The following is a 12704-nucleotide window of genomic DNA, read 5'->3' as shown; positions in this document are numbered from 1 at the left end:
CGCCCCCGTCGCCGCCGCGCGCGCACCCGGCGCCACCGGTGCCGAGCGCACCCTGCGCCGGCGCGCCGGAGGCGCCCCCGTGCCGTAGCCGACCAGGACGTTGCCGGAGCCCTCGGTCTCGCCACCGGCGGCCGGTTCCCCGACCGCCACCGTCAACAGGGGCGCTCCCACGGGCAGTTCCGTGCCCTCCTCGCCGAAGCGGGCCGTGATCACGCCGCCGTAGGGACAGGGCACCTCCACCATCGCCTTGGCCGTCTCGACCTCGACGACCGGCTGGTCGACGACGACCACGTCGCCCACCTCGACCAGCCAGCGGACGATCTCCGCCTCGGTGAGCCCCTCCCCGAGGTCGGGGAGCTTGAACTCCAGCACCTGTGTCATCAGCTCTCGGCCTCCCACTGCAGACGCGCCACGGCGTCCAGGATCCGGTCGACACCGGGCAGGTGGTGCCGCTCCAGCATCGGCGGCGGGTAGGGGATGTCGAACCCGGCCACGCGCAGCACCGGTGCCTCCAGGTAATGGAAGCAGCGCTCCGTGACACGGGCGGCGATCTCCCCGCCCGGGCCGCTGAAGGAGCCCGCCTCGTGCACGACGACCGCGCGCCCGGTCCGCCGCACCGACGCGCACACCGTCTCGTCGTCGAACGGCACCAGCGAGCGCAGGTCGACGACTTCCAGGTCCCAGCCCTCGGCCCGGGCCGCCTCGGCGGCTTCGAGACAGACGGACACCGACGGGCCGTAGGTGATGAGCGTGGCGCTCGTGCCGGTGCGCCGCACCACCGCCCGTCCTATCGGCTCGACGGTCTGCGGGTCGTCGGGGTTCCAGGAGTCCTTCGACCAGTAGAGCCGCTTGGGCTCGAGGAAGACGACCGGGTCGTCGGAGGCGATGGCGGCGCGCAGCAGCCCGTAGGCGTCGGCGACCGTCGCGGGCGTGACGACATGGAGCCCCGGAGTCGCCATGTAGTACGCCTCGGAGGAGTCGCTGTGGTGCTCGACGCCGCCGATGCCGCCGCCGTAGGGGACGCGGATGGTGATCGGCAGGGGCATCCTTCCGCGCGTGCGGTTGCGCATCTTCGCGACATGGCTGGCGAGTTGTTCGAACGCCGGGTAGGCGAAGGCGTCGAACTGCATCTCGACGACCGGGCGCAGACCGTACATGGCCATGCCGACGGCGGTACCGAGGATGCCGGCCTCGGCCAGCGGGGTGTCCGTGCAGCGGTCGTCGCCGAACTCCTTGGCGAGGCCGTCGGTGATGCGGAAGACGCCCCCGAGGGTGCCGACGTCCTCGCCCAGGACGTGCACGGCGGGGTCGTCGGCCATCGCGTCGCGCAGCGCGCGCGTGAGGGCCTGGGCCATGGTGGCCGGTTTGAGCGCGACGGTGGTCATCGGACCGCACCCTCCTCGGTCTCGGCCTCCAACTCGGCGCGCAGCTGGGCCTGCTGCTCGCGCAGCTGCGGGGTCGGCTCGGCGTACACGTGCTCGAACAGGTCCATGGGGTCGAGCGGCGCGTCCTGGTTCATGCGCTCGCGCAGCCGCGCCGCCATCGCCTCGGCGTCCTCGCGGGCGGCCTCGATGCCTGCCTCGTCGAGCAGGCCGCGCTCGGTCAGCTCCCGCTCCAGCAGCTGGATCGGGTCGTGCGCGCGCCAGGCCTCGACCTCGGCGTCGCCGCGGTAGCGGGTGGCGTCGTCGGCGTTGGTGTGGGCGTCGATGCGGTAGGTCACCGCCTCGATGAGGGTCGGACCGCCTCCCGCGCGCGCGTGCCGTACGGCGTCACCGAGCACCTCGTGCACGGCGGCGGCGTCGTTGCCGTCGACCAGACGGCCGGGCATGCCGTACCCGACGGCCTTGTGGGCCAGGGTCGGTGCCGCGGTCTGCTTGGCCAGCGGGACGGAGATCGCGAAGCCGTTGTTCTGCACCAGGAAGACGACGGGCGTCTGCCAGACGGCGGCGAAGTTCAGCGCCTCGTGGAAGTCGCCCTCGCTGGTGCCGCCGTCGCCGATCATGGCCAGCGCCACCACGTCGTCGCCCTTGAGGCGGGCGGCGTGGGCGAGACCGACGGCGTGCGGAAGCTGGGTGGCGAGCGGGGTGGACAGGGGGGCGACACGGTGCTCGTAGGGGTCGTAGCCGGTGTGCCAGTCGCCGCGCAGCAGCGTCAGGGCCTCGACGGGGTCCACGCCGCGTGCCACGACGGCGAGCGTGTCGCGGTAGCTGGGGAAGAGCCAGTCGCGCTCCTGAAGACAGAGTGCGGCGGCGACCTCGCAGGCCTCCTGGCCGGTGCTGGAGGGGTAGACGGCGAGCCGGCCCTGCTTGGTGAGCGCGGTGGCCTGGACGTTGTAGCGGCGGCCGAGCACCAGCTGCGCGTACAGACGGCGCAGCAGCTCCGGATCGGCCTTCGCGGCCGCCTCCGTCCCCAGGACGCGGTACGGCTCCGCGTCGGGCAGCAGCGGCGCGGGGTCGGTACGGGGCTGCCAGGCGGGCGGCGGCGATGGCCGGTACGCGCCCCGCTGCTCCATGACCGTCATGACGGGCACCTCCTCCTCGTGGGAGCGGCTACGGGAGGCGGGTCGCCTGTGACCCGCCTCACCTACCGATTGTTCGGTCGCCGGCACATTTTGGCTACAGGCGGGCCCAGGCTGTGGACAAACGGTTCTCCACAGCCTGAGATGGACGCAGTACGTCCACGGCGGAGAGGCGGGGGGACATGGCGTCTGAACAAATGGCCGAGAGCCCGGACGGCGCCGCTCCGCCGCCCCGCCCGCTGGACGCCATCGACCAGGACATTCTGCACATGCTGCAGACGGACGGCCGCGCCTCGATACGGTCGGTCGCCGAACGGGTCCACGTCTCGCGCGCCAACGCCTACGCCCGGATCAACCGGCTCATCGAGGACGGCGTCATCCGCGGCTTCGGCGCCCGCGTCGACCACGAACGCGCGGGGCAGGGCACGTCCGCGTACATCACGCTGAAGATCGTGCAGAACACCTGGCGCACCGTGCGCCAGCAGCTCAGACAGCTGCCCGGCGCCTCCCACATCGCACTGGTGGGCGGCGACTTCGACGTCCTGCTGCTGGTGCACACCCCGGACAACCGGGCGCTGCGCGAACTGGTGCTCACCCGGCTCCAGGCGATCCCCGAGGTACTCAGCACGCGCACGCTGCTGGTGTTCGAGGAGGAGGACCTGGAGCCGCAGGGCTGAGCTCAGTCCTCGCGCGGCCCGTCCTGACGCAGTCCCGAGAACACCAGCCGTGCCACCGCGTCGGCCACCTCGCGCTCTCCCACGCCGCGCCCGTCGGGCCGGTACCACTCCACGATCGAGTTGATCATCCCGAAGACGAGCCGGGTCGCCAGACGCACCTCCACGTCGCCGCGCACGTCCCCCTCCGCGGCCGCCGCCCTCAGCAGCTCGGCCACCCGGTGGTCGAACTCGCGGCGCCGCTCCAGCGCCCAGCGCTCGGTGGCGGTGTTGCCGCGCACCCGCAGCAGCAGCGTCACGTACGGCAGCTCGGCGATCAGCACCTCGACCATGCGCCGCACCACGTACTCCAGGCGCTCGGCGGCACGCCCCGCGCGCGCGTGCTCCTCGTCGAGGATCCCGAAGAGCTCGTCCAGCGCCCGGCTGACCGCCCGGCGCAGCAGCTCCTCCTTGCCGGCGACGTGGTGGTAGATCGACGACTTGGAGATGCCGGCCGCCCTGGACAGGTGCTCCATGGAGGTGCCGTCGTAGCCGCGCTCGTTGAAGACCCGCACGGCCACGGACAGCAGCGTCTCGGGGGTGTACGTGTCGCGCCTGGCGGTGGTCATGAGGTGCCTTCCCGCTTGTCGGTGGCGTACGCGTGGCGGTAGAGCGCGAGGGACGGCGCGTAGCGGCCGGACGGGTCGCACTCGTGCAGGCTGTCCATCAGGGAGCAGGCCCATGCGCTGCCGAGCCGGCGGCTCCACTCGAAGGGCCCGAGCGGGTAGTTGACGCCCAGGCGCATCGCGGTGTCGATGTCCTCCTCGGTGGCCACGCCCTTGGCGACGGCGTCGTGCGCCAGGTCGATGATCCGCGCCACCGTGCGCGCGACGATCATGCCGGGGACGTCGCCGATGACGCTGACCTTCTTGCCGAGCGCCTGGAACAGGCCGGTGGCCTCGGCGACGGTCCGCGGGGAGGTGTCCTGGGAGGCGGACAGGGCGATCCGCGTGGCCTCGCGGTAGTCGAGGGCGAGGTCGAAGTAGACGACGTCGCGGAACTCCACGGAGGTCTGCCCGTCGGCGAGGACCAGCTGGCCACCGCCCGGCAGCACCAGGCGGGTGCCGTGGTCCTCGTCCTCCTCGCGCACCTGGATGCCCGCCTCGCGGATCAGGGCGAGCAGCTCCGAGGCGGGCCCGAGGTCGCCCTCGGCGACCACGTACGCGGGCGGCGCCTCCTGTTCCGCGGTGTGCGGCTCGGGACGCTCGGCGCCCTCGCCGTAGTCGTACCAGCCGTGCCCGCTCTTGCGGCCCAGCCGTCCGGACTCGACCAGGCGCCGCTGGACGAGCGAGGGCGTGAAGCGGACGTCCTGGAAGAAGGACTGCCACACCGAGTGCGTGACGGACTCGTTGACGTCCTGCCCGATGAGGTCGGTCAGCTCGAAGGCGCCCATCCGGAAGCCGCCCGACTCGCGCAGGATCGCGTCGATGGTGGCCGGGTCGGCGCCCTGGTACTCCAGGACGGCGAAGGCCTCGGCGTAGAAGGGCCGCGCGATGCGGTTGACGATGAAGCCGGGGGTGTCGGCGCAGGCGACGGGGGTCTTGCCCCAGGCGCGGGCCGTCTCGTACGCGCGCGTGGCCGACGTGACGTCGGTGGCGAACCCGGAGACCACCTCCACCAGCGGCATCAGCGGAGCCGGGTTGAAGAAGTGCAGGCCCACGAGACGGCCCGGGACGCGCAGCGCGCCGCCGACGGCGGTCACCGACAGGGAGGAGGTGTTGGTGGCGAGCAGGCAGTCGTCGCCGACGATGCCCTCCAGCTCGCGCAGCAGTTCCTGTTTGGCGTCCAGGCGCTCCAGGACGGCCTCGGCGACCAGGGAGCAGTCGGCGAGCTCGGCAAGGCTGTCGGCGGGCCTGAGCCGGGCGCGGGCCGCGTCCCGGTCGGCGCCGGTGAGCCGGCCCTTCTCGACGAGCCGGTCCAGCCGCGCACCGATCGCGGCGGCCGCCTCCCGGGCCCGCCCCGGCACGGCGTCGTGCAGGCGCACGGGATGGCCCGCGACCAGCGCGACCTGGGCTATGCCCTGGCCCATGGTGCCGGTGCCGACGACGGCCACGGGGCTGCTGAGGTCGAGTGCTGTCATGTGCGCGATCCTCCCGCACGACGTTGTCCACAGATGCGGCGGACCCCCTTGTCCCGACCGATCGTTCGGTTACTCTAACTCTGACCGCCTGTTCCTGCCCATGCTTGTGACCATGGTTGTGCCCAGGTCATGAGCTCGCCGAGGAGCTCTTGAGACGAGGAGTTGGTCCCGCATGGCCGCCGAACTGACCACGCACGAACTGATCGCCAGGCATCGGCCCACCCTGGACCAGGCGCTGGAGGCGATCCGCACACGCGCGTACTGGTCACCCCATCCCGAACACCCCAAGGCCTACGGGGACAACGGCAGCCTGGACGCGGCCGCCGGCAAGGCCGCCTTCGACGCCCTGCTGGGCACCCGCCTCGACCTCGGCCAGCCCGGCACCGACGACTGGGTGGGCGACGAGGTCTCCCCGTACGGCATCGAGCTGGGCGTGAGCTACCCGCACGCGGACATCGACGTGCTGCTGCCCGCCATGAGGGCCGGACAGCGCGCATGGCGGGACGCGGGCGCGGAGGCGCGTGCCGTGGTGTGCCTGGAGATCCTCAAGCGGATCAGCGACCGGACGCACGAGTTCGCGCACGCGGTCATGCACACCTCCGGCCAGGCCTTCCTGATGGCGTTCCAGGCCGGCGGCCCGCACGCCCAGGACCGCGGCCTGGAGGCGGTGGCGTACGCGTACGTGGAGCAGGTCCGCACCCCCGACACCGCCGAGTGGACCAAGCCGCAGGGCAAGCGCGACCCGCTCGCCCTCACCAAGCAGTTCACCCCGGTCCCCAGGGGCGTCGCCCTGGTCATCGGCTGCAACACCTTCCCGACGTGGAACGGCTATCCGGGCCTGTTCGCCTCCCTCGCCACCGGCAACGCGGTCCTGGTCAAGCCCCACCCGCGCGCGGTGCTGCCGCTCGCGCTGACCGTCCAGGTCGCCCGCGAGGTGCTCGCCGAGGCCGGCTTCGACCCCAACCTGGTGGCCCTGGCCGCCGAGCGGCCCGGCGAGGGCATCGCCAAGACCCTGGCCACCCGCCCCGAGATCCGCATCATCGACTACACCGGCTCGACGGCCTTCGGCGACTGGCTGGAGGCCACCGCCCGCCAGGCACAGGTCTACACCGAGAAGGCCGGCGTCAACACGGTGATCGTGGAGTCCACCGACAACTACAAGGGGATGCTCGCCAACCTGGCCTTCTCGCTGTCCCTCTACAGCGGCCAGATGTGCACCACCCCGCAGAACCTGCTGATCCCCCGCGACGGCATCCGCACCGACGCCGGCCCCAAGTCCTTCGACGAGGTGGCCGCCGACCTCGCCAAGGCGGTGGACGGCCTGCTCGGCGACGACGCGCGCGCCAACGCGCTGCTCGGCGCGATCGTCAACCCGGACGTCAAGGCCCGCCTGGAGGCCGCGGCCTCCCTCGGAGAGGTCGCCCTCGCCTCCCGTGAGGTGACGAACCCCGACTTCCCGGACGCGGTGGTCCGCACGCCGGTGATCGTGAAGCTGGACGGCACCAAGCCGGACGCCGAGGCCGCCTACATGAGCGAGTGCTTCGGCCCGGTCTCCTTCGCCGTCGCCGTCGACTCGGCCGCCGACGCGGTGGAGCTGCTGGGCCGCACCATCCGCGAGAAGGGCGCGATGACGGTCGGCGCGTACACGACCGACGAGGAGGTCGAGCAGGCGGTGCAGGAGGTGTGCCTGGAGGAGGCCGCCCAGCTGTCGCTCAACCTCACCGGCGGGGTGTACGTCAACCAGACCGCCGCCTTCTCCGACTTCCACGGCTCGGGCGGCAACCCGGCGGCCAACGCGGCCCTGTGCGACGGCGCCTTCGTGGCCAACCGCTTCCGGGTGGTGGAGGTCCGCCGGGAGGCGTAGGGCGTTTCGAAAACCCCGTCAGGGCGCAGGTGCGCCCCCGGTGGCGCTCCAGTGGTACAGCGTCATCGCCACGCTGGTGGCGAGGTTGTAGCTGGAGACCTGGGGGCGCATCGGCAGCGCCACCAGGTGGTCGGTGCGCGCGCGGAGGGCGGCGGACAGCCCGCTGCGCTCGGAGCCGAAGGCGAGCACGGCGTCGTCGGGCAGCTTCACCCCGCGGATGTCCTCGCCCTCCGGGTCGAGCGCGAACAGCGGCCCGCGCGGGAGCTCGTCCACGTCCAGCCGCTCCACGGCGGTCGCGAAGTGCAGCCCCGCCCCGCCGCGCACCACCGTCGGGTGCCAGGGGTCCAGGGTGCCGGTGGTGACGACCCCGGTGGCCCCGAAACCGGCGGCCAGGCGGATCACCGCTCCCGCGTTGCCCAGGTTGCGCGGCTGGTCCAGGACGACGACCGGCGCGCTGCGGGGCGCATGTGCCAGTGTCCGCAGATTGACCTCCCGGGAGGGCCGTACGGCCAGGGCGGCCACGGCGGTGGGATGCGGGCGCGGCACGAGCGAGGCGTACGTCTCCCGCGGCACCTCGCTCAGCAACGCGTCCAGCGTGTCCCGCACATCGGGGGCGAGCTCGTCGGCGAGGGCGAGTGCCGCACTCCGGTCGGCGCTGACCGCCACCGGCACCTCGGCGCCGAAGCGGACCGCGTGCTTGAGGGCGTGGAAGCCGTCGAGGAGCACGCAGGCGCCGGCGAGCCGGTGCCAGACGCGTACGGGGTCGTTCATGCCGGGAAGCCTACGCGGGCGGGCTCGGTGTCCTCCGGGGAGCGCGGGCCCCCCACCGGGCCCCGGCCGCCGCGCCGCGACAGCCGGGCACGCGCGCGTGACGCCCGGTCGCCCAGCCGGAGCAGGAAGGACGTCGGCAGGAACACCGCGTCCGTCGCGATCATCGCCAGGGAGAAGAACGGCAGCCCCAGGACGACCGCGATCACCGCGTGCTCGGTCATCATGGCGGCCAGCAGGACGTTCTTCACCCGCCGGTTGAACAGCGCGAACGGGAAGGCGACCTGCACGAGCACCGTCCCGTAGGTCACGATCATCACCAGTGTGCCGCTGGCGGACAGCAGGTCGGCCAGCGCCGGCCAGGGCGAGAAGTAGTCCAGGTGGAGCGGGTAGTACACGGCCGTGCCGTCCTGCCAGCGCGAGCCCTGGATCTTGTACCAGCCGGCCGTGGCGTAGATCAGGCAGGCCTCAGCCATGATCACGAACAGGGCGCCGTTGTGCACGATGTCGGCGACGGCGTCCAGCAGGACCCGCGGCCGGGACCACCGCGCGCGCCGTCCGGCCACCCACCACAGGGCCAGGCCCAGCCACACCGCCCACAGCAGCGCCGGAACGAACCGCTCGCCCTCCACCCTGCCCGCCGCGGTGACCGCGGCCAGGAACAGCCCGAGCACGCTCCACAGGACGGGACCGGCCCGGTCGGGCACCCGCTCCCCACGCGCGCGTGCCGCCCGCACCCGGGCCGCCCGCCGCGCGTCCAGCGACCACACCTGGCCGCAGCGGGTGAAGACCAGGTACAGCGACATCAGGTGCAGCACGTTGTCGCCGCCGTCACCCACGAAGACGCTGTGGTTCTGCAGGGAGAGCACGCCGACCATGAACAGCACGGACATCGTGCGGGTGCGCCAGCCCAGCGCGAGCAGCAGGCTCGCCAGCACGGCCAGCGCGTAGACGGTCTCGAACCAGAAGCGGCCGCCGAACCACATCAGGACCGTGAAGGCGCCGTTGTCCGAGATCAGCTGCTGGGCGAGGTGCCGGCTCCACGGGCCGTCGGGGCCGTACAGCTCCTGGCGGTGGGGGAACTCGCGCAGCAGGAACAGCAGCCAGGTCACGGCGAAGCCGATGCGTATCACGGCACTCTGGTGGGGGCCGAGAGCCGCTTCGGTGACCCGGCCGATCCCGCGCGAGACCGCCGGCGCGAGCCGGTTCACCGCACGCCTCCCCGGGCCTCGTCGGCCGGCACCGTCCACCAGGGCAGCAGGCGGTACTCGGGCGCGCCCGGCGCCTTCTCCTCGCTCCACTTGGGCGGGGGCACGTCGGTGACACGGCAGCGGACCTGGACGCGCTCGACGACACCGCCCGCACCGGCCGCGCGGGCCCGGTCCAGACGCAGCACCACGATGCGGCGCAGGTAGTGCTCCGCCAGGACGCCGCGCAGGCCCACCGGCCGGTTGTCGCTGTCGTGCGTGAGGCCGTAGAGGTCCCAGGCGCGGCGCAGCGCGTTCTGCTGGGTGTGGCTGGGCAGCAGGTTGCCCTCGATGGCCCGGCCGTCCTCGGCGGACAGGTCGTACCAGCCGGTGGTCCGGGTCCCGCCGTCCGCGGCGGCGATCTCGGCGCGCGCCTGTACGGCGATGTTCTGCTGCAGCGGGTTCGGCGCGAACAGCTTCCAGTTCTGCTCGAACTCCGGGTAGATCCAGTCGTCGATGGCCTTCCCATGCTGCTTGGTCACCGTGTTCGACGGCGCGACATGCAGAAACACCATCCCGAGATGCACACAGGCGGCCACCGCGACAACGGCGAGCGCCAGGGCGACCCCGACCTGGTAGGGCACCGAGAGCGCGGCGACCCCGCCACGCGCCGGACCGGGGGAAGGCACGGGGCCCGAGCCATCACCCGGACCGGGGGAGTGCCGGGAGCGGCCCTCCGGCCGGGCGGACGCCGAGCCGGTCTCCCCGGCCCCGGCGGTGAACGGGACTTCGGTGGCGCCGGACGACCGGTGGCGGTCGGTGCCACGCGGCCCGTGGCGCCCGTGCGGGGCGTTCGAGTCCTCGTCGTGCGCGTTCATCCCGCCCCGTTCCCGATGCCGGTCCGTCTTCCGGTCGCCCGGCCGCGCGGGGCGCCGTACCGCCACGCGCACCGCCTCCCGGCGCCGCACCGGAACGGTACTCAGGACCGCCCGGCGGGCACACCCCCAGCCCGCCTTGACGCACCGTCAGGCCGGCGCACACGCGGGAGGGAGGAGACCGCGGACTCCCGGCGCCGTCACAGCACGTGCCCGGGCTTCCCCTCGTCCGTCACGACGGGCCGGCCCGAGGCCGCCCACACCTGCATGCCGCCGTCGACGTTCACCGCGTCGACGCCCTGCTGGACCAGGTACATCGCGACCTGGGCCGACCGCCCGCCGGAACGGCAGATCACATGGACCCGCCCGTCCTGGGGCGCCGCCTCGGTCAACTCCCCGTACCGGGCCACGAACTCACTGAGGGGAATGTGCAGCGCGCCCTCGGCGTGGCCCGCCTGCCACTCGTCGTCCTCACGGACGTCCAGCAGGAAGTCGCCGTCCTTGAGGTCCGTGACCCCGACCGTGGGCACACCAGCTCCGAAATGCATGCTTCGACGCTACCCGAAGGCCCCGCGGCGCAGACGACCGCGGGTGATGTACGTCACCCCTGGCTCAGCAGCGCGGCCAGCTCCGCCTCCCGCTCGGCGACCTCCCTGCGGAGCTTCTCGGCGATCTCGTCCAGAAGGCCGTCGGGGTCGTCGGGGGCCAGGCGGAGCATCCCGGCGATCGCCCCGTCCTCCAGCTGCTTGGCGACCAGCGTGAGCAACTCCTTGCGCTCGGCGAGCCACTCGAGGCGGGCGTAGAGCTCCTCGCTGCGGCTCGGCCGCTGCTCCTTGGGCTTCGGGCCGGCCGCCCACTCCGCGGACAGCTCCCGCAGCTCGTTCTCGTCACCACGGGCGTAGGCGGCGTTGACCCGGGTGATGAACTCCTCGCGCCGCTTGCGCTCGCCGTCCTCCTGCGCCAGGTCGGGGTGGGCCTTGCGGGCCAGCTCGCGGTACAGCCTGCGGGCCTCCTCGCTGGGGCGCACCCGCTGCGGGGGCCGCACGGGCTGGTCGGTGAGCATCGCCACGGCCTCCGGGAACAGGCCGTGGGAGTCCATCCAGCCGTGCAGCAGCTCCTCGACACCGTCGATCGGCTGCACCCTGGCCCGCGCCTCCTGTGCCTTGCGCAGGTCCTCGGGGTCACCGGTGCGCGCGGCCCTGACCTCGGCCGTCTGCGCCTCCAGCTCCTCCAGCCGCGCATACAGCGGCCCGAGCCTCTGTTCGTGCAGCCGAGCGAAGTTCTCGACCTCCACCCGGAAGGTCTCCACCGCGATCTCGTACTCGATGAGCGCCTGTTCGGCGGCCCGCACGGCCCGCTCCAACCGCTCCTCGGGCCGCGGCGCAGCACCTTCGGACGTCGCCCGGTCCGCGCCGGCGACGCCACCCTGTCCAGCTTCCGAGGTCGTCACCCGACCAGCGTAGCGCCGTACCGGGCGGGCCCCTTCCGGCTGCGGAACCAGCGCGCCCGGAACCCCGCCGACGCCGCGCACACCCACCGGTCCCACCGCACAACACAACAGACCCCGCCCGTGAGATACCTCACGTACCGGGGCCTGCCGCCCTCTCACCGACCAACCGAAAACGGGCCCCCACCGTGACTTCCGTCACTGGCGGAGACCCGTACCCCGGTATCTCATGGTGCGCGAGGGGGGAGTTGAACCCCCACGCCCTTGCGGGCACTGGAACCTGAATCCAGCGCGTCTGCCTATTCCGCCACCCGCGCATTGGGTGTGTCCTCCGGCCGCCTCCCCCTTGGGGCCCGGCGCCTTCCGACATCCAGAACATTAGCACGCCCCGAAGGGTGGGTTCACATCACTTTCCCGGGGCAGGCGACCAGGGCCGACCGCACCGGCGGCCGGTCTCCGCGGCAGCGCCGGCAAGGCCCCGCTCCGCATCGGCCCGCGCCTGTCCGCGTATCAACCTCGTACCGGTCCCGCCCGTCTCCCCGGGAGCCGTGCAAGGTCCACCCTCAGGTGCGGGACACTGGTTGGCGACCGCCTCTACGATCCTGGGCAGAATCACGCGTGGGAGTGCGATCCCCAGGAGGCGTCGACACCCGTGCGACAGGGCCGACAGGGGGAACCAGCCGATTGACCGGCGCGTGGATACGATCAGTAAGCAGTACCAGGTAAGCAAGACGCGGCAGCACGACGGCAACGACGGAGGAGGTGCCCCATGGGAGTCCTGAAGAAGTTCGAGCAGCGTCTCGAAGGTCTGGTCAACGGCACCTTCGCCAAGGTCTTCAAGTCCGAGGTCCAGCCTGTGGAGATCGCGGGTGCGCTCCAGCGCGAGTGCGACAACAACGCGACCATCTGGAACCGCGACCGCACCGTCGTCCCCAACGACTTCATCGTGGAGCTCAGCGCGCCCGACTACGAGCGCCTGAGCCCCTACTCCGGCCAGCTCGGCGACGAGCTCGCCGGCATGGTGCGGGACTACGCCAAGCAGCAGCGCTACACCTTCATGGGCCCGATCAAGGTCCACCTGGAGAAGGCCGAGGACCTGGACACCGGCCTGTACCGGGTCCGCAGCCGCACCCTCGCCTCCTCCAGCAGCCAGCAGGCCCCCGGGGCCCCCCACGCGCCCTCCGCGGCCCCGCCCGGCCGCCCCGCAGCCCCGGGCGGATACGGCTACCCGCCCGTCGCCGGCCCCGCGGGG

At 72.7% G+C, this 12704-nt stretch carries 13 protein-coding genes and 1 tRNA gene; 3 read left to right on the top strand and 11 right to left on the bottom strand.

Going from position 1 to position 12704, the window contains the following annotated elements; all coding sequences use genetic code 11:
- The 3 genes from DEP02_RS17900 to pdhA all read right to left on the bottom strand — a co-directional run.
- A partial coding sequence (locus tag DEP02_RS17900) for a biotin/lipoyl-containing protein (RefSeq protein ID WP_332871981.1) occupies positions 1-381 on the bottom strand: 381 nt, incomplete at its 3' end.
- Positions 381-1385: an alpha-ketoacid dehydrogenase subunit beta gene (locus DEP02_RS17895; RefSeq protein WP_112468566.1), complete on the bottom strand. Its 1005-nt coding sequence runs from the start codon at positions 1383-1385 to the stop codon at positions 381-383. The genes DEP02_RS17895 and DEP02_RS17900, both read right to left, overlap by 1 nt.
- Positions 1382-2521, bottom strand: coding sequence for a pyruvate dehydrogenase (acetyl-transferring) E1 component subunit alpha (gene pdhA, locus DEP02_RS17890; RefSeq protein WP_112468564.1), 1140 nt, complete (start codon positions 2519-2521; stop codon positions 1382-1384). Before pdhA ends, DEP02_RS17895 begins: the two co-directional genes overlap by 4 nt.
- Before the next feature lie 194 nt (positions 2522-2715).
- Here pdhA and DEP02_RS17885 point away from each other — a divergent pair, with 194 nt between their 5' ends.
- The gene (locus DEP02_RS17885) at positions 2716-3195 is read left to right on the top strand and encodes an Lrp/AsnC family transcriptional regulator (RefSeq protein WP_112468562.1); all 480 of its coding nucleotides are present in this window, start codon (positions 2716-2718) and stop codon (positions 3193-3195) included.
- A gap of 2 nt (positions 3196-3197) precedes the next feature.
- Here the strand turns inward: DEP02_RS17885 and DEP02_RS17880 are convergent, their stop codons facing one another.
- Positions 3198-3800, bottom strand: coding sequence for a TetR/AcrR family transcriptional regulator (locus tag DEP02_RS17880; RefSeq protein ID WP_112468560.1), 603 nt, complete (start codon positions 3798-3800; stop codon positions 3198-3200).
- Entirely contained in the window at positions 3797-5311 is a 1515-nt protein-coding gene (locus tag DEP02_RS17875) for a 3-hydroxyacyl-CoA dehydrogenase (RefSeq protein WP_112468558.1), read from the bottom strand. The genes DEP02_RS17880 and DEP02_RS17875 overlap by 4 nt, the downstream gene beginning before the upstream one ends.
- 172 nt (positions 5312-5483) lie before the next feature.
- Here DEP02_RS17875 and paaN point away from each other — a divergent pair, with 172 nt between their 5' ends.
- On the top strand, positions 5484-7175 hold the full coding sequence (paaN, locus tag DEP02_RS17870; RefSeq protein WP_112468556.1) for a phenylacetic acid degradation protein PaaN: 1692 nt from the start codon (positions 5484-5486) through the stop codon (positions 7173-7175).
- An 18-nt stretch (positions 7176-7193) separates the two neighbouring features.
- Here paaN and DEP02_RS17865 read toward each other — a convergent pair whose 3' ends face one another.
- The 6 genes from DEP02_RS17865 to DEP02_RS17840 all read right to left on the bottom strand — a co-directional run bounded on the left by DEP02_RS17865 (position 7194) and on the right by DEP02_RS17840 (position 11769).
- Positions 7194-7946, bottom strand: a complete 753-nt coding sequence (locus tag DEP02_RS17865; RefSeq protein ID WP_112468554.1) for a TrmH family RNA methyltransferase — start codon at positions 7944-7946, stop codon at positions 7194-7196.
- The gene (locus tag DEP02_RS17860) at positions 7943-9154 is read right to left on the bottom strand and encodes an HTTM domain-containing protein (protein WP_112468552.1); all 1212 of its coding nucleotides are present in this window, start codon (positions 9152-9154) and stop codon (positions 7943-7945) included. The genes DEP02_RS17865 and DEP02_RS17860 overlap by 4 nt, the downstream gene beginning before the upstream one ends.
- Positions 9151-10008, bottom strand: a complete 858-nt coding sequence (locus DEP02_RS17855; protein ID WP_112468568.1) for a DUF5819 family protein — start codon at positions 10006-10008, stop codon at positions 9151-9153. Before DEP02_RS17855 ends, DEP02_RS17860 begins: the two co-directional genes overlap by 4 nt.
- Positions 10009-10205: 197 nt before the next feature.
- Positions 10206-10535 (bottom strand): rhodanese-like domain-containing protein, encoded by a 330-nt coding sequence (locus tag DEP02_RS17850; RefSeq protein WP_112468550.1) that lies wholly within the window; start codon positions 10533-10535, stop codon positions 10206-10208.
- A gap of 71 nt (positions 10536-10606) precedes the next feature.
- Positions 10607-11455, bottom strand: a complete 849-nt coding sequence (locus DEP02_RS17845; protein WP_112468548.1) for a hypothetical protein — start codon at positions 11453-11455, stop codon at positions 10607-10609.
- A 227-nt stretch (positions 11456-11682) separates the two neighbouring features.
- A tRNA-Leu gene (locus DEP02_RS17840) sits at positions 11683-11769 on the bottom strand.
- A gap of 452 nt (positions 11770-12221) precedes the next feature.
- Here DEP02_RS17840 and DEP02_RS17835 point away from each other — a divergent pair.
- Positions 12222-12704 (top strand): DUF3662 domain-containing protein (locus DEP02_RS17835; RefSeq protein WP_117434528.1); only part of this gene is annotated, 483 nt, incomplete at its 3' end.

Source organism: Streptomyces triticisoli, assembly GCF_003270085.1.
GTDB lineage: Bacteria > Actinomycetota > Actinomycetes > Streptomycetales > Streptomycetaceae > Streptomyces > Streptomyces triticisoli.
This window is presented reverse-complemented; position numbering and strand designations above follow the sequence as displayed.